General features: G+C 68.2%; 13 protein-coding genes and 1 tRNA gene. 8 read left to right on the forward strand and 6 right to left on the reverse strand.

Features of this window, described 5'->3' with window-relative positions; translation table 11 throughout:
- Positions 1 to 21 precede the first annotated feature (21 nt).
- Together GGR12_RS12250 and GGR12_RS12255 are read left to right on the forward strand one after the other, a co-directional pair.
- Complete coding sequence (locus tag GGR12_RS12250) at positions 22 to 1,500, forward strand: sigma-54-dependent transcriptional regulator (protein WP_183204666.1); 1,479 nt, start codon at positions 22 to 24, stop codon at positions 1,498 to 1,500.
- A 195-nt stretch (positions 1,501 to 1,695) separates the two neighbouring features.
- Positions 1,696 to 4,497: a TonB-dependent receptor gene (locus GGR12_RS12255; protein WP_183204667.1), complete on the forward strand. Its 2,802-nt coding sequence runs from the start codon at positions 1,696 to 1,698 to the stop codon at positions 4,495 to 4,497.
- 156 nt (positions 4,498 to 4,653) lie between these two features.
- On the opposite strand, the gene GGR12_RS12260 is transcribed toward GGR12_RS12255, so the two are convergent.
- The 5 genes from GGR12_RS12260 to GGR12_RS12280 all read right to left on the reverse strand — a co-directional run bounded on the left by GGR12_RS12260 (position 4,654) and on the right by GGR12_RS12280 (position 8,460).
- On the reverse strand, positions 4,654 to 4,971 hold the full coding sequence (locus GGR12_RS12260) for a hypothetical protein (protein WP_183204668.1): 318 nt from the start codon (positions 4,969 to 4,971) through the stop codon (positions 4,654 to 4,656).
- A 118-nt stretch (positions 4,972 to 5,089) separates the two neighbouring features.
- Positions 5,090 to 5,365, reverse strand: a complete 276-nt coding sequence (gapR, locus tag GGR12_RS12265; RefSeq protein ID WP_056453614.1) for a nucleoid-associated protein GapR — start codon at positions 5,363 to 5,365, stop codon at positions 5,090 to 5,092.
- A 198-nt stretch (positions 5,366 to 5,563) separates the two neighbouring features.
- Complete coding sequence (ykgO, locus tag GGR12_RS12270) at positions 5,564 to 5,689, reverse strand: type B 50S ribosomal protein L36 (RefSeq protein ID WP_056453617.1); 126 nt, start codon at positions 5,687 to 5,689, stop codon at positions 5,564 to 5,566.
- A gap of 122 nt (positions 5,690 to 5,811) precedes the next feature.
- Positions 5,812 to 8,187: an arylsulfatase gene (locus GGR12_RS12275; protein WP_183204669.1), complete on the reverse strand. Its 2,376-nt coding sequence runs from the start codon at positions 8,185 to 8,187 to the stop codon at positions 5,812 to 5,814.
- Positions 8,188 to 8,307: 120 nt separating this feature from the next.
- Positions 8,308 to 8,460 carry a hypothetical protein gene (locus tag GGR12_RS12280; RefSeq protein WP_183204670.1) on the reverse strand — a complete coding sequence of 51 codons (153 nt, stop codon included), beginning with the start codon at positions 8,458 to 8,460 and terminating at the stop codon, positions 8,308 to 8,310.
- A gap of 189 nt (positions 8,461 to 8,649) precedes the next feature.
- On the opposite strand from GGR12_RS12280, the gene GGR12_RS12285 reads away from it, so the two are divergent.
- The 6 genes from GGR12_RS12285 to GGR12_RS12310 all read left to right on the forward strand — a co-directional run bounded on the left by GGR12_RS12285 (position 8,650) and on the right by GGR12_RS12310 (position 14,456).
- Positions 8,650 to 9,924: a lytic murein transglycosylase gene (locus GGR12_RS12285; protein WP_183204671.1), complete on the forward strand. Its 1,275-nt coding sequence runs from the start codon at positions 8,650 to 8,652 to the stop codon at positions 9,922 to 9,924.
- 698 nt (positions 9,925 to 10,622) lie between these two features.
- Positions 10,623 to 11,495 carry an AAA family ATPase gene (locus tag GGR12_RS12290; RefSeq protein WP_183204672.1) on the forward strand — a complete coding sequence of 291 codons (873 nt, stop codon included), beginning with the start codon at positions 10,623 to 10,625 and terminating at the stop codon, positions 11,493 to 11,495.
- A 226-nt stretch (positions 11,496 to 11,721) separates the two neighbouring features.
- The gene (locus GGR12_RS12295) at positions 11,722 to 12,624 is read left to right on the forward strand and encodes a methyltransferase type 11 (protein WP_183204673.1); all 903 of its coding nucleotides are present in this window, start codon (positions 11,722 to 11,724) and stop codon (positions 12,622 to 12,624) included.
- 120 nt (positions 12,625 to 12,744) lie between these two features.
- Entirely contained in the window at positions 12,745 to 13,338 is a 594-nt protein-coding gene (locus GGR12_RS12300) for an HD family hydrolase (RefSeq protein WP_246328913.1), read from the forward strand.
- Between the two features lie 2 nt (positions 13,339 to 13,340).
- Positions 13,341 to 14,282 carry an NUDIX hydrolase gene (locus GGR12_RS12305; protein ID WP_183204675.1) on the forward strand — a complete coding sequence of 314 codons (942 nt, stop codon included), beginning with the start codon at positions 13,341 to 13,343 and terminating at the stop codon, positions 14,280 to 14,282.
- Positions 14,283 to 14,366: 84 nt separating this feature from the next.
- Positions 14,367 to 14,456 (forward strand) — tRNA-Ser (locus tag GGR12_RS12310).
- Positions 14,457 to 14,524: 68 nt separating this feature from the next.
- Here GGR12_RS12310 and GGR12_RS12315 read toward each other — a convergent pair.
- Positions 14,525 to 16,267 carry a ShlB/FhaC/HecB family hemolysin secretion/activation protein gene (locus tag GGR12_RS12315; RefSeq protein ID WP_246328914.1) on the reverse strand — a complete coding sequence of 581 codons (1,743 nt, stop codon included), beginning with the start codon at positions 16,265 to 16,267 and terminating at the stop codon, positions 14,525 to 14,527.
- Positions 16,268 to 16,269: the final 2 nt, after the last annotated feature.

Below are 16,269 nucleotides of genomic sequence, written 5' to 3' on the forward strand. Positions count from 1 at the left end.
TGATGATCAACGGGGCCCCGAATGACCAGGACTGTTCTTGTCGTCGATGACGATCCGACCCAGCGCCGTCTCGCCCAGGCCGTGCTGGAGCGCGAAGGCTACGCCGTCGTCCACGCCGAGAACGGCGGCGAGGCCATCGATCGCCTGACGAAGGGCGGCGGCGCCGACGTCGTCCTGCTCGACATGGTCATGCCCGGCATGAGCGGCATGGAGGCCCTGGCCGAGATCCGCACCGCCGGCGTGACCACCCCGGTCATCGTCCTGACCGCCTCGGGCGGGGTCGAGGCCGTCGTCCGCGCCATGCAGGCCGGCGCCCAGGACTTCTTCGTCAAACCGGTCTCGGCCGAGCGTCTGCTGGTCGGCGTCCGCAACGCCCTGCAGCTGACCCAGCTGACCGCCGAGGTCGGCCGCCTCAAGAAGCACGTCGCCGGACGCACCTCCTTCGACGACCTGGTCGGCCAGAGCGCGCCCATGCGCCTCGTCCGCGCGCTCGGCGCCCGCGCCGCCAAGTCCGGCATTCCCGTGCTGATCACCGGCGAAAGCGGCGTCGGCAAGGAAGTCATCGCCCGCGCCCTGCACGGCGCCTCCGACCGCGCCGGCAAGCCGTTCGTGGCCGTCAACTGCGGCGCCCTGCCCGTCAACCTCGTCGAGTCGATCCTGTTCGGCCACGAGAAGGGCAGCTTCACCGGCGCCACCGACAAACACCTCGGCAAGTTCGCCGAAGCCTCGGGCGGCACCCTGTTCCTCGACGAGATCGGCGAGCTGCCGCTGGACATGCAGGTCAAGCTGCTGCGCGCGCTCCAGGAAGGCGAAATCGACCCGGTCGGCTCCAAGCGCTCGGTCAAGGTCGACGTCCGCATCCTGTCGGCCACCAACCGCGATCTGGCGGAACAGGTGAAGGACGGCCGCTTCCGCGAGGACCTGTTCTACCGCCTGAACGTCTTCCCCATCGAGGCCCCGGCCCTGCGCGACCGCCGCGACGACATCCCGGCCCTGGTCGAGCATTTCATCGGCCGCTTCAACGTCGAGGAAGGCAAGCGCGTCGCCGGCTGTTCGGCCGAGACCACCGCCCTGCTCCAGGCCTTCGACTGGCCCGGCAACGTCCGCCAGCTGGAGAACGCCGTCTACCGCGCCATCGTGCTCGCCGACGCGCCCTTCCTGCAGCCGCACGACTTCCCCGCCATCTCCGGCAAGTCCGTGGGTCTCCTCCCCATGGAACATGGGGAGGGGGACCGCGAAGCGGTGGAGGGGCTTGCCGTCCACGCCAACGACCTCGGCATCGAGCTGCCGCCGCTGCCCGACACGCCGATCCGCATCGTCGACGACCGCGGCCACCTGCGCACCCTGGAGGAGATCGAGCGCGACCTCATCCAGCACGCCATCGAGGTCTACGCCGGCCACATGTCCGAGATCGCCCGCCGCCTCGGCATCGGCCGCTCGACGCTCTACCGCAAGGTGCGCGAACAGGGGCTCGAGGGCGCGCTCAAGGACGCCGTCTGACGCCCTGACCGCGGCCCGGAGGCAACGTCGCCGGGAAGTCGAAGCCCGTACGAAAATTCACTGGCCTCGGGCGGCCGGGCCGTCGATGACAGGCGCACGCAGACGATCTCAACCGTCGGTTTCACCGCTGAAATGCGACGGAAACAGGCAGGCGGAACGTTTGCAGTCTGATTCCTCCCCCAGGACCGCCTGTATATGCTGCTTGTTACGACCGCCCTGTCCGGCCTCATGGCCGGAGCGATCCAGACCGCTCCGACCCCGGTGCAGCAGCCGCCCGTGCAGCAGCAACCGCCTGCCGCCGACGCCCCGGTCACGGCCGAGGACCCGGACGCCTACGTCCTCGACTCCGTCTCCGTGCGCGGTCAGCGCCAGCGCGGCAGCGTCGACACCGACATCCCGCCCGACGTCACCCTGACGGCCGAGCAGATCCAGGCCTACGGCGCCTCGAACATCGCCGAGCTGATGACCTACCTCGAGCCGATCACCCGCAGCTCGAGCGGCCGCACCGACCTGCAGCCGATCTTCCTCGTCAACGGCCGCCGCATCTCCGGCTTCCAGGAAATCCGCGGCATCCCGACCGAGGCCATCGAGCGCACCGAGGTCCTGCCGGAAGAGGTCGCCCTGCAGTTCGGCTACAAGGCCGAGCAACGCGTCGTGAACTTCGTCCTCAAGGCCGATTTCCGCTCCGTCACCGCCGAACTCTCCGGTCGCGTTCCCGGCCAGGGCGGCCGCAGCGTCACCGAGATCGAGGGCAACGTCCTCAACATCGCCGGCGCCACCCGTTGGTCGATGGACGCCGAATACGAGCGCGCCACCCCTCTGTTCGAATCCGAGCGCGACATCCGGCGCGATCCGGGCGCCCAGCCCTACGATCTGATCGGCAACGTCACCAGCATCCCCTACAGCCCCGATTGCCCGACCGATCCCCTCGATCCGGACTATTGCCCGCCGATCGATCCGGCCCTGGGCGGGGCGATCATCACCCCGGTCCCCGGCGGCACGACCACGCCGACCCTGGCCGATTTCGTCGCCGCCGCGGGCGCGCCGCGCACCGGCGACCTCGGCGCGTATCGCACCCTGCTGGCCGAGACCGAGCGCGCCGTGGTGCGCGGCACGGTCAAGCGCGACCTGAACTCCACCACCCAGGGCACCATCAGCGGCAGCCTCGAGAACAACACCAGCCGCAGCTTCAACGGCCTGCCCGGCCTGTCCCTGACGCTGCCGGAAGACAACGCCTTCTCCCCCTTCGCCGACGACGTCCGCGTCTGGCGCTACCTCGACGACGCCGCCTCCCTGCGCCGCGAGAGCGATACCCTCACCGCCAACCTCGGCGTCGTGCTGGACGGCTATCTCGGTGAAGACTGGCGCTGGACGGTGACCGGCAACTACGACCGCGTCGAAACCGACACCACCACCGGCCGCGGCTATCTGGCCGCGCCCTTCCAGGCCCGCCTCAACGCCGACGATCCGACCGCCAATCCCTTCGGGACGCTGAACCCCGCCGACTTCCCCCGCGTCGCCAACGACGTCACCCGGTCGGTCTCCCAGGTGCTGGGCGCCGAGGTCGTGCTGAACGGCGACGTCTTCGATCTGCCGGCCGGCGGCATCAGCTCGACCTTCAAACTGGGCGCCGACACCCGCTCGCTGGATTCCACCAGCACCACCCTGCTCAACGGCGTCGTCGACCGCTCCCAGTCGCGCGATCGCGTCAACGGCACGGCCAATTTCAACCTGCCCATCGCCAGCCGCCGTCGCGAGGTCCTGACCGCGCTCGGCGACCTGTCGCTCAACGCCAACGTCGGCTTCGAGGAACTCTCCGACTTCGGCGGCCTGCCCAGCTACGGCGTGGGCGTGAACTGGTCGCCGATCGAACAGCTGTCGATCCTCGCCAGCTATTCGGACGAACAGGGCGCGCCGACCATCGGCCAGCTGAACGATCCGATCCTCTCGACGCCCAACGTCCCGGTCTTCGACTTCAACGCCGGCGAGAACGGCGAGACGGTGCTGGTGACCCAGATCACCGGCGGCAACCCGGACCTCGACGCCGACAACCGTCACGTCGTCCGCATCGGCGGCACCGTGCGCCCGATCAAGGACACCGACCTGTCGCTCCAGTCGACCTGGACCTGGAGCCGCACCGACGACTACATCTCGGCCTTCCCGACCATCACGCCGGACCTCGAAGCCGCCCTGCCCGAGCGCTTCTTCCGCAACGCCCAGGGCGTCCTCTTCGCCGTCGACGCCCGCCCGCTCAATTTCGAGCGCTACGAGCGTCAGGACCTCCGCACCGGCTTCAACTTCTCGAAGGCCTTCGGCAAACCCAACCCGGCCGCGGCCGATCAGGGCCCGGGCGGCATGCGCCCCGGCGGCCCCGCAGGCGGCCCCATGATCGTCCGTCAGGAAGGCGGCGGCGGCCCCGGCGGTCCGGGCGGGCCCGGCGGCGGAGGCGGCGGTCAGATGATGCGCATGGGCGGCGGCGGCGGCGGTCGCGGCGGCCCGGCCATGCAGCCCGGCCAGGGCCGCTTCAACTTCTCGCTCTATCACACGCTGCGTCTGCAGGATGAGATCCTCATCGCCGACGGCCTGCCGATCATCGACCTGCTGGACGGCGGCGCCACCTCCAGCCGCGGCGGCAGCCCCCGCAACGAGCTCCAGGCCCAGGCCGGCGTCTTCCGCAACGGCATGGGCGCCTTCATGAACGCCAACTGGCGCGAGAGCACCCGTATCGACGGCGGCGACGGCCCCGACCTGATCTTCGCCGATCAGGCCACCATCAACCTCAACGTCTTCATGGACCTGAACCAGCGCGCCTCATGGGTCGCGAAATACCCCTGGCTCAAGGGCTCGCGCATCCAGTTCGGCGTCCAGAACCTCTTCGACAGCCGCCCGGACGTGACCACCAGCAACGGCGAGCCCGTCCCGCTGAACTACCAGTCCGACTACCTCGACCCCAACGGCCGCGTCTTCAGCCTGACCTTCCGCAAGATCCTGTTCTGATCCCCGAAAAGCCGCTCATCCCCGCGAAGGCGGGGACCCAGTGTTTTGGATGATCGGTTTCGCCGGATTGGCTCCCCCGAATATCCAGGAGCGCCGACGTCACGTGGAAAAGGACTGGGTCCCCGCCTTCGCGGGGATGAGCGGAACAGTGGGGCCCTACTCCGCCTTCGGAGCCTTCCGCCCCCACCGCCGCTTCGGCTCCTCGCCATTGGCCTTGGCGGTGATCTCCTTCAGCTTGCGGCCCTGCATCGCCGACAACGCCTGCCCCGGCGCGCCCAGCTCGGGATCGCCGAAGGCGCGGCCGTGGGTCTTCACCCGCTCGCTGACCGAGTCCAGGAACTCGCCCTCCCATTCGGACAGCGAAACGCCCGCCTTCTCTGCCGAGCGGCGGGCGCGCTTCAATGCGTTGAGGGCCGCGCGTTGGGCGGCCTTCCGTTGCGCTTCAAAGGGACTGGCTGGCGGCTTTCGCTTCATGCCCTTTGAGGTGTGAGGGTCGAGGGACGAGGGTCGAAGAAGATTTCACAGCCAAGCTGGCGGGATCAATCCCCGTTCAACTCGACCCTCGACCCTCGCCCCTCATCCCTGCGAAGCCTCAGATTTCGCCCAGGGCCGACATGTACAGGTCGAGGATCGCTTCCTCTTCCTGACGCTTGGCCTTGTCCTGCTTGCGGATGCGGATGACCTTGCGCAGCACCTTCACGTCGTAGCCCTCGCCCTTGGCCTCGGCGAAGACCTCCTTCATGTCGGTCATCACCGCCTGCTTGTCCTCCTCGAGGCGCTCCAGGCGCTCGATGATGGTGCGCAGGCGGCCCTGGGCCGTGGCGGTCAGGACGTCGGGCGACGAATCAAAGGCGGCGTCATCGGCCATGGGGAGTACTCCGGAAAACTGTGGGGGACGCCCGGGCCGTCATCAGCCGGGAGCGCGATCTGGTCTGGACGCTAACCACGTCGTCGCGGCCGACTCAACGCCGGACGCGAAAAAGGCTGCGGACAAGTCCGCAGCCTTTGAATCTTTCGCGCTCAAGCAGCGAACGACCGCGTCGTTCGCGTTAGCGCAAAGCCGTGCTTAGCCTTGTTTGGCCTTGAAGCGCGGGTCCGTCTTGTTGATCACATAGACGATGCCCTTACGGCGCACGACTTTACAGTCGCGGTGGCGACCCTTGAGCGACTTGAGCGAGCTGCGGACCTTCATGGTCGTCGTCCTGAGGCAAAGCAAAATAGAAAAGCCGCGAGGCGGACCTTGCGGCGGAGGCGGTCGTATAGAGAGCCGCCGCCGGTTCGTCAACACCGGCGGCGGTCCCTGCAGGCGCTTCCCTACTGCCGCGCCATCGTGGCCTTCAGATACGCGGCCGCCTCGGCTTCCGGATCACCGTGCGACTCGCCGGAGATGTCGACCAGCGCCTTGTGGATCGTCCCGGTGAAGGCGAAGGGCGGCTTGTAGTCTGACGCCTCCATCACCGGCGACCCGTTGTCGGAGCCGACGCTCACGCCGGCGCTGAGGCCCAGGGTCAATGGAATGGTGACGGGCAGGTCCCCCTCGCCCACCGCCTTGCCGTCGACAAGCAGGGTGACCTTCGCAGGCGTCCCCTTGCCCTTCAACAAATCGGCCTTGCCGGTCGGCTTGAACCGGAAGCTGAAGATGTGGTCGCCCTCGGGGACGCTCGCCTCCTTCGCCTCCACCTTGAAGCGCTGGTCGGCCACGTAGTTGTAGCCGTAGGTCAGCCGGCCGTCCTTGATGTAGAAGACGAAGCCGCCGTCATTGCCGCCCATGGTGAACAGCGCGCCCTCGGCTCCCCCCTTCGGCACGGTCGCGTGGACGGAAACGGAGTGCTCGGCGTTGAGAACCCGGGGCGCCGCATTCCCGGGCACGACCTGGGTGCCGGGGTAGTAGACATACTTCTTGCGATCGGCCGCGATCTGCGGACGCGGCTCGCCGAGCCGCAGCGTGCCGCGGCTGTCGATCGGCAGCACCTTGTACTTGCCGGCCTCGGCCCACCAGCCGGTGATCATGGCGATCAGCCGGTCGCGCTCCTTGTCCGCGAGATTGTTGGTCTCGGCCGGGTCGTCGACGACGTTGTAGAGTTCCCAGCCATGCGCATCGAGTTCGACCAGTTTGTTGTGGTCCATCGGCGCGCCGAACTCCAGGCCGGACTCGACGAACGACGTGCCAGGCCACGGGCACACCGCGCGCCAGCCTTCGTGATAGAGCGACCGGTGGCCGAACATCTCGAAATACTGCGTCTTATGGAGCGCCTCGGCCTTGGCGTCGTCGAATGACGACTTCAGACTGAAGCCTTCGATCGGCGACTGGGTTACGCCGCGGATTTGCGTCGGCGGCTCGACGCCAAGGCAGTCCAGCACCGTCGGCACCATATCGATGGCGTGGCAGAACTGGGTGCGGACCTCCCCACGCGCCTTCATGCCCTTGGGCCAGCAGACGATGAACGGATCCGAGACGCCGCCGCGATAGGTTTCGCGCTTCCAGCGACGGAACGGCGTGTTGCCGGCGTGCGTCCAGCCCCACGGATAGTGGTTGAAATATTTCGGCCCGCCGATGTCTTCGATGGCGGCCAGGTTCTGCTGCAGGTCGTCCGGCACGTTGTTGAAGAATTTGTTCTCGTTGACCGAGCCTGTCGGCCCGCCCTCGGCGCTCGCCCCGTTGTCCGAGATCACCATGATCAGGGTGTTCTCGTACTCGCCGATCTCCTTCAGGAAGGCGATCAGCTCGCCGACGTAATGGTCCATGTGCGAGCAAAAGCCGGCGAACACCTCCATCATCCGCGCATAGAGCTTGCGCTCGTCGGCCGGCAGCTTGCCCCAGTCCTGCACGTCGGGGTCATGCCGCGACAGCTTGGCGTCCTTCGAGATGATCCCCAGCTTCTTCTGCTTCTCGAAGGTCCGCTCGCGATAGGCGTCCCAGCCGTCGTCGAACTGGCCCTTGTACTTGTCGGCCCATTCCTTGGGCACGTGGTGCGGCGCATGATTGGCGCCAGTGCAGAAGTACATGAAGAACGGCTTGTCGGGCGCGACCTGCTTGGCGTCCGCGATCATCGCCCTGGCCTGCTCCACCAGGTCCACCGTCAGGTGATAGCCTTCCTCCGGCGTCTTCTCTGGCTCGGTCTGCGTGTTGTCGCGCACAAGCTCGGGATAATACTGGTGCGTGTCGCCGCCGAGGAAGCCGTAGTACCGCTCGAAGCCCCGCCCCAGCGGCCAGCGATCATACGGTCCGGCCGCCGAGGCCTGCTCCGCCGGCGTCAGGTGCCACTTGCCGATCGCATAGGTGTTGTAGCCTTGCTGCTGCAGGATTTCCGAGAGGAAGCCGTTCTCGAACGGAATGATACCGTTGCCGCCCGGAAAACCGGTCGAGCCCTCGGTGATGCACGACATGCCGTTGGAGTGGTGGTTCCGACCGGTGATCATGCACGACCGCGACGGCGAACACAGCGCCGTGGTGTGCATGTTGTTATAGCGCAGTCCCTCGGCCGCCAGGGCGTCCAGATTGGGCGTTTCGATGCCGCCGCCATAGCAGCCCAGATGACCGAAGCCCGTGTCGTCGATGACGATGAACAGGACGTTCGGCGCCCCCTCCTTCGCTCTCTTCGGGGCCGGCCACGCCGGCTCGGACACATCGAAGGTCCGGCCGATGACGCCGCTGAAAGCCTGACCGGCCGGGTATTCCTTGAGGGGCATGACGCGTACTCCAGTCGGCGTCACGCGCTGCGTCCGCCGGGTTGATCCGCGGCGCGACGCTGCCCTCTCCTTCAGGCGGCGCCCATCAGGTCCCGACCCCAGGCGCTCCCCGGGGCGCCCCTAGTGCCGGAACCCCGGAATCTCCGACGGGTATTTCGACTTCGGCCGCAGGTCCGGCGTGAACCGGCCGCACTGGTCGCACACGTAACCCTTGCGGCGTTCGGACCAGTAGCTCGTATGCTGGCACAGGCGGTGTCTGATGGCAGGGAACATGTTCGCCTCCTGCGTGCATCGAATGATATAGCCCCGCTTATGGTCAAGCTGACCTGTCTGCCTATATCGATCGGCAAGGGTGCGAAAATCGGCGATTCAGACACGCTGGCGCGACATTTGCAGCAACGCTTGCGCTTCTCGCGCACTTGTTATGACGGGCGGGCCGTCGGGGACATTAGCTTCAGAATCATGCGCTTCAGCCTTCGCCTACTCCTGATCGGAACCGTCGCCGCGTGCGCTCCCATGCTTCCGGAGCCGCCGCCCGTGACCGTCACCCCCGCCCCGGCGCCGGCCGAACCCGCGCCGACGCCCGCGGCTCCGGCCCAGCCGGCCGCCCCGATTATCGATCAGGCCGGCTTCGACGGCTGGAAACAGGGCTTCCTCGCCCGCCACGGCGGCGACCGCCGCGCCCAGTACGAGCGCGAGCTGGCCGGCCTGTCGCCGGACCCGTCCGTCATCCGCCTCGACCGCAACCAGCCCGAGTTCAGCCGCCCCGCCGGCGCCTATGTCCAGAACGCGGTCAACGCCACCCGCATCGCCCAGGCCCGTCAGCGCACCGACCGCGTGCCGTGGGACGTGGTCCAGCGCTACGGCGTGCCCTCCGAGATCCTCGTCGGCATCTGGGCCCAGGAGTCCGCCTTCGGCGCGGTCCAGGGCGACTATGACGTCATCCGCTCCCTCGCCACCCTCGCCTACGACGGCCGCCGCCGCGACTGGGCCGAGGACCAGTTGAAGAACGCCCTCGACATCGTCGTCGACGGCAAGCGCTCGCGCGCGGGCCTCAAGGGCAGCTGGGCCGGGGCCATGGGCCAGACCCAGTTCATGCCCGACAACTATCTGCGCCTCGGCGTCGACCAGGACCAGGACGGCGCGGTCGACATCTGGAACGACGACGCTGACGCTCTCGCCTCGGCCGCCAACCTGCTGGCCCAGGGCGGCTGGAAGCGCGGCCAGGGCTGGGGCTACGAGGTCACCCTCCCCGCCGGCTTCGACTATTCGGAAGCCGAGGGCGCGAAGCACAACTGGCGCTACTGGTCGTCGAAGGGCGTGGTCCTCGCCCGCGGCGGCTCGCCCAATGACGCCGAGGCGCTGGAGGAAGCGACCATCCTGCTGCCCCAGGGCGCCCGCGGCCCGGCCTTCCTGGCCCTGCCCAACCACTACGTCATCCGCCGCTACAACAACTCGGTCTCCTACGCCCTCGCCATCGGCCTCACCGCCGACGGCGTCGCCGGCAAGCCGGGTCTCAGCAAGGCCTGGCCCGAGGACGCGCCCCTGTCGCGCGACCAGCGCATCGGCGCCCAGCGCGCGCTGACCGCCCTCGGCTACGACACCCAGGGCGTCGACGGCGTCATCGGCGCCAACACCCGCGCCGCCCTGCGCCGCTGGCAAATCGCCGAAGGCCGCCTCGCCGACGGCTACCTCACCGCCGCCCTCGCCGACGAACTGATCCGCAAGGCGGGGTAACCTCACCAGCCCCTTCCCCCTTTACGGGGGAAGGTGGCCCGGAGGGCCGGATGGGGGCTGCCGATGGCGACCGGGCTCCCGCCAGTTTCGACGCGGACAGAGCCCCCATCCGAGCGGCTCCGCCGCCCACCTTCCCCCGAAATGGGGGAAGGAGTCTGTCGGCTATTCCCGAACTCTTTTCGCCAACCCCCTGACTTCCCCCGCCTAAATTCCCTCTACGCAGCGAGGTATCCACCGGCCGCATAATCCCCGCATCCCGTCGATGGGGAGGGCGTCGGATCCACGCTTCTCGACGACGACGGGCTGTGGTCGAGCGATGAAGCCTGGGCGAAGGGTAGTCCGGGGGTCCTCGTCGGATAGTGATGGATGCTGTCCGCTTGCTCGCCACGCGCTTCGGTGCGGACCGCTGGCTCAGCCGATGTCCCACCCGCGCCGGCGTCAGCAATGGCGACGGTGGATGATCCGGTAAGGCCCGACAAGAGCCGCCAGCCGGAGAGCGCGTGAAGCCAACGACCACGCGGGGCGGCCAGCTTCGTCGAAACGGTAAATCTATCAAAGCACCGGGCGAGGCCCGGACGCCCCGCGCCTTCCCCTCATCTCGCCGGCTCCGCTGGCGAGAGCGCCGACGCACGCCCACATCCCCGTTGTCTGCCCCGGCGGCGTTCGATAAGCGTTTTCAAACACAACCCGGAGCCGCCATGACCCGCGCCAGCGACCGGTTCGAGGGCACCTCGAACTATATCGCCACCGATGATCTGAAGATCGCCGTCAACGCCGCCGTGGCGCTGGAGCGGCCGCTGCTGATCAAGGGCGAGCCCGGCACCGGCAAGACCGTCCTCGCCTATGAGATGGCGCGCGCCCTGAACGCTCCGCTCATCACCTGGCACGTCAAATCGACCACCAAGGCCCACAACGGCCTGTACGAATACGACGCCGTCAGCCGCCTGCGCGACAGCCAGCTGGGCGAGGAGCGGGTCCACGACGTCCGCAACTACCTGCGCAAGGGCAAGCTGTGGGAGGCCTTCACCTCCCCCGTCCGCCCCGTCCTGCTGATCGACGAGATCGACAAGGCCGACATCGAGTTCCCCAACGACCTGCTGCAGGAACTCGACCGCATGGAGTTCTACGTCCAGGAGACGGACGAGACGATCCGCGCCGAGGTCCGCCCCGTCGTCGTCATCACCTCGAACAACGAGAAGGAGCTGCCCGACGCCTTCCTGCGCCGCTGCTTCTTCCACTACATCCGCTTCCCCGACGACCAGACCATGAAGGCCATCGTCGAGGTCCACTTCCCCGGCATCAAGCCGCGCCTGGTCTCCGAAGCGCTGAAGACCTTCTACGAAATCCGCGACACGCCGGGCCTGAAGAAGAAGCCCTCGACCTCGGAACTCCTCGACTGGCTGAAGCTTCTGCTGGTCGATGACGTCGATCCGGAAACCCTGCGCGAGAAGTCGCCCAACAAGCTCATCCCGCCGCTGCACGGCGCCCTGCTGAAGAATGAGCAGGACGTGCACCTGTTCGAGCGCCTCGCCTTCCTCGGCCGCCGCGAGGGCGCCCGCCCGGGAAGCTGACCGCGGGGGTGACGCGGCCGTCGATTCTGTGCAGTTTCATCGGCGTGAGTCCGGGGGGACCCCATGAAATTCGCCAGGGCGCCGCAGGGCGCCGGGCCGCGCTGCGGACCTCGGTCGTATGCGTGCCTTATCGCTGATCAGCTTTGGTCACTGCGGTTACCGCGATTTCACTGGAATTGCCTCCGTCAGGGCGCAGGATAAGGGTGTGAAAAGGACTATTTCTCCTATGTCGCTTCGACTGATCCTGATTCCGACCCTGTGCGCCGTCGCCGCGCTGACCGCCGCCTGTGACGGCGACAAGTCGGTGCGCATCACGTCCAGCCACAGCTCGGACGAGGACGCCAAGGGCGTGCTCAAGGTCGTCGACGCCCTGCAATGCCCGCAGACCATCGGCTCGCTGACCCGCAAGGGCTCTGCCTCGTCCGAGGGCACGGTCTGCAAATACGTCGGCCCGCGCGGCGCGGAAGTGATCCTGCAACTGGTGCCCCTCAACGACCAGAAGCCGTCCGACGTCCTCCAGGCCTTCGAAACCCGCCTGTCCGCCGACCTGCCCCAGGCCGTCGCCGGCCTGCGCGCCTCCGCCGAGGCCGACAAGGCCCGCGCCGAAGCCGATCGCGCCCGCGCCACCGCCGACGGCGCCCGGGCCGAGGCCGAAGTCGCCGCCCAGGAAGCCGAAGCCGCCGCCCGCTCCGGCGACCGCGCCTCGGTTCGCGCCCCCGGCGTGAACATCGAGGCCGAGGGCGACGACGCCACCGTCCGCCTCCCCGGCATGCATATCGAGACCCGCGGCGACCAGGCCAGCGTCCGCATCGGCGGCTTCCATATCGACGCCAACGACTCCACCGGCACGGTCGACATCGAGGGCGGCGAGAACGGCGACAGCGTCAGCGTCCGCGCCCGCGACGACAGCGCCGAGGTCCGCGCCAGCGCCTCCGGCGACGCCACCCGCGCCAGCTGGATCCTGACCGACAACCGCCCGTCCCCCGAGGGCTGGCGCATGGTCGGCTACGAGGCCCGCGGCCCCGTCGGCGGCCCGCTGGTTATCGCCACCATCCGCTCGCGCGACCGCAACCGCGACAGCGTCACCGAGGACGCCAAGGCGCTCGTGTCGCTCAACGTCGGGGAATAACCGCCTCCAACCCTTGATCGAGCCGCCCCGATGGGTCACGACGTCCGGCCATTCGAACTGGATACCGTCTTGGCCGTCACGCCCCGATCCTCATCGAAAGCCCCGCGCGCCTGGCAGCGCATGCTGTCCGGCCGCCGCCTCGACCTGCTGGACCCCTCGCCCTTCGACATCGAGATCGAGGACATCGCCCACGGCCTCGCCCGCGTCGCCCGCTGGAACGGCCAGACCATCGGCGAGCACGCCTTCTCGGTCGCCCAGCACTCCTGCGTCGTCGAGGAGATCGCCGCCCACATCAAGCCGGGCCTGGAGCCCAAATGGCGCCTCGCCGCCCTGCTCCACGACGCCTCGGAATACGTCATCGGCGACATGATCTCGCCGTTCAAATCCGCCCTGGGCGTCAACTACAAGGCCTTCGAGGCCCGTCTGGAAAGCGCCATCCACGTCCGCTTCGGCCTGCCGCCCAAGTCGCCGGTCGCGATCAAGACGCTGATCAAGAAGGCCGACAAGGCCTGCGCCTATTTCGAAGCCACCCAGCTGGCCGGCTTCACGAAGAAGGAGTCCCTCGGCTTCTTCGGCGCTCCGCCCGCCGGCTACGACCTGGTCATCGAGCCCCTGCCGGCCCCGATCGCCCAGCAGCGCTATCTCGAGCGCTACCGCGTCCTCGCCGAGGCCGTCGGCCTCATCGCTCCCGCCGACGCCTGGCACACGGAGTAGGCATGGGCGCAGCGGGGGAACAGGGCGTTCGCATCGGTCTGTCGGCCGTCGTCATCGCGCTCCGCGACGGCAAGGCCTGCGTCCTGACCACCACCGGCGACGACGGCTCCGCCGCCCTGCCCTTCGGCCCCTTCGACCCCACCCGCGACCGCACCTTCGAACTGGCGCTGCGCGCCTTCGTGACCGCCCAGACCGGCTTCCGCCTCGGCTTCGTCGAGCAGCTCTACACCTTCGGCGACCTCGGCCGCGCCAGTCCCCGCGCCACCCCCGGCCCGGAACGCCACCGCGAGGTTTCGGTCGGCTACCTCGCCCTCACCGCCGACTCCGCCGACGCCCCCCTGTCGGAAGCCCGCTGGACGCCCGTCCTCGACTTCTTCCCGTGGGAGGACCGCCGCGAAGGCGCCGGCGCCTCGATCGCTCCGCTCCTCGAAAGCCTGCGCGCCTGGGCCGCCGGCGACGCCCGCCGCCTCGCCCGCATCGACAGCCTCTTCGCCACCGGCGCCGGCCAGCGCTGGAACGAGGGCCGCGTCCTCGACCGCTACGAACTCCTCTACGAAGCCGGCATGGTCGCCGAGGCCTCCCGCGACCTCGACCGCCCCACGCCCGACGTCGCCCCCGGCCTGCCCATGGTCTCGGACCACCGCCGCATCCTCGCCACCGGCCTCGGCCGTCTGCGCAGCAAGCTGAAATACCGCCCGGTCCTCTTCGACCTGATGCCCCAGACCTTCACCCTCTCGGGCCTCCAGGCCGCCGCCGAAGCCGTCGCCGGCCTCTCGCTCCACAAACAGAACTTCCGCCGCGGCGTCGAACGCACCGGCCTGGTCGAGGCCACGGGCCGCCTCTCATCCGCCACCGGAGGCCGTCCCGCCGAACTTTTCCGCGTCATCGACGGCGACCTCTCGACCGGCGAGGCGCTCGGCCTTCCGCTTCCTGCCCTGCGCTGACGATTTTCGTCATTTCGCCGCTTGCGGCGCACGCCCTCCCCCATTAGAGAAGCCGCTCGCTCGACCAAAGCGCATCGGCCCCGCGGAGAGGTGGCAGAGTGGTCGAATGTACCGCACTCGAAATGCGGCGTGCCTTTACGGGTACCGTGGGTTCGAATCCCACCCTCTCCGCCACCGGCCGCTGTGTTTGTTCAGGAAACTGAACGGATACAGCTGCCCCTCACGCCTGACCGAAGGCCTCGTCAAAAGCTCAGCGTCATGATCATCGCCAGCCGGGTTTCCCGGTCTTGCGCGAACGGCGCCTTCAGCAACTGGTGGCCCAGCTCCAGCTGCAGATTGAAATAGCGGCCGACGTTGTAGTGGGCGTTGATGCCGATGCTGGACAGCTTGTCCGTGTTGGGCACGTCGGGGAAGACGCGGTCCTGCTTCAGATAGGCGAAGTCCCAGAACACGCCGAACTGGAGCCAGTCGGTCCCCGGCGCGCCGTCGAACATCCGCGGCACATTGATCGGCGGCGCCCGGAACTCCTGGGTGAACAGGATGCCTTCGCTGCCCAGCGCGGAGTTGGTGTCATAGCCCCGCACGCTGCCGATGCCGCCGCCGCCGATCTGTTCGCTGTAGGGCAGATTGCCCGTCGACAGCTGCGCCATCACCCGGGTGAGCGAGGTGGCGTTTCCGGGCAGGAAGGTCGTCCGCGTCACCGACAGCCGGTCGTAGAGGTAGGTGGCGTTCACGCCCGGAACCAGCTGACGCAGGTCCTCGGTGGTGTTGTGCGAGGTCATGTCTCCCGGTGAGAGCACGAGGACGTTCTCGGCGTCCGTCTGGCCCCACCGGTCGGTGGCGGACAGATTGTAGACCAGCGGGAACTGGGCGACCTCGACGGCGGTGTCGAGGATGCGGAAGCCGAAGAACTCCAGGTTGCTGTCGGCCCGCTTGTAGTCGAAGCCGATCTGCAGGCTCTGCGAAACCGGTCCGGAATCCGGGAGGTTGTGGACGTAGCGGACGCTGGCCTGACCGGACTGCCCCTCGCTGTCGAACAGGAAGCCCAGGTCGGGCGACTGCTCGGAATAGGCCCCGAACAGCAGAACCTTGTCGCCGCCCCGCATCGGGATCACCGCGCTGGCCGAATGCGAAAAATACTCGCCGGTGAAGCTGCGCGTGAACTGGTACGAAATGACCGAGCCCTGGCCGAACGCGTTGCCCCAGTTGGCGCCCATATACCACTCGTCCCGGCCGAGCGTCGGGACGCCCTGGTTGTCGTAGCCGACATAGACGCGGGCCGGACTGCGGTCCTCGGCCTGCAGCACCACGTCCGTGTATCCCGTCTCCGCCCCGGGCTCGACGACGGCGTCGATCGACAGGAACGGGTTCTCATTGAAACGCTCAACGGCCGTACGGAGGCGCGGCAGCGTCAGGGTCTCGCCGCGCCGCAGGTCGCCCATCCGCAGGATGACGTCGTCAGAGAAATACTCGTTGCCTTCGACCCGAACCTCGCCGACGCGGTACTCGGTGACGACGATCTGGATGACGCCCGACTGAACGTTCTGCGGCGGCACGCTGATCTCGATGAACGGATGGCCGGCGGCGCGGTAGGTCTCGCTGACCAGGCCGGTGATGCGGTCGAGATCGCTACGGGTGAGAGGACGGCCGAGGTATGGCCTGATCCGATCAAGAAACTCCGGGTCGGACAGCAGCGGCAGACTGGCGGTGTAGACTCCATCGGTCAGTCCCGCAGGATCGACGCCATCGGTCTGCAGCGCGCCGATCCCGTCGACGAAGACCAGGCCCGTCAGCTGCGGCACCATCACCGTCTGATCGCCGGAGACGGCCTCCGGGGTCGGCGGCGCCGAGACTTCGGGGACGGGCGTGCGAGGGGGCGGTTTGGGCGCCACCCGTTCGAAATCCTGCGCCCACGCCAGACCCGGCGCTCCCATGCCGAGGGCGACCGCGCCGCCCAGACCGACGATCCAGCTGCGACCTCGCATCG

Origin of the sequence: Brevundimonas lenta (assembly GCF_014196335.1) — a bacterium.
Taxonomy (GTDB): Bacteria; Pseudomonadota; Alphaproteobacteria; order Caulobacterales; family Caulobacteraceae; genus Brevundimonas; species Brevundimonas lenta.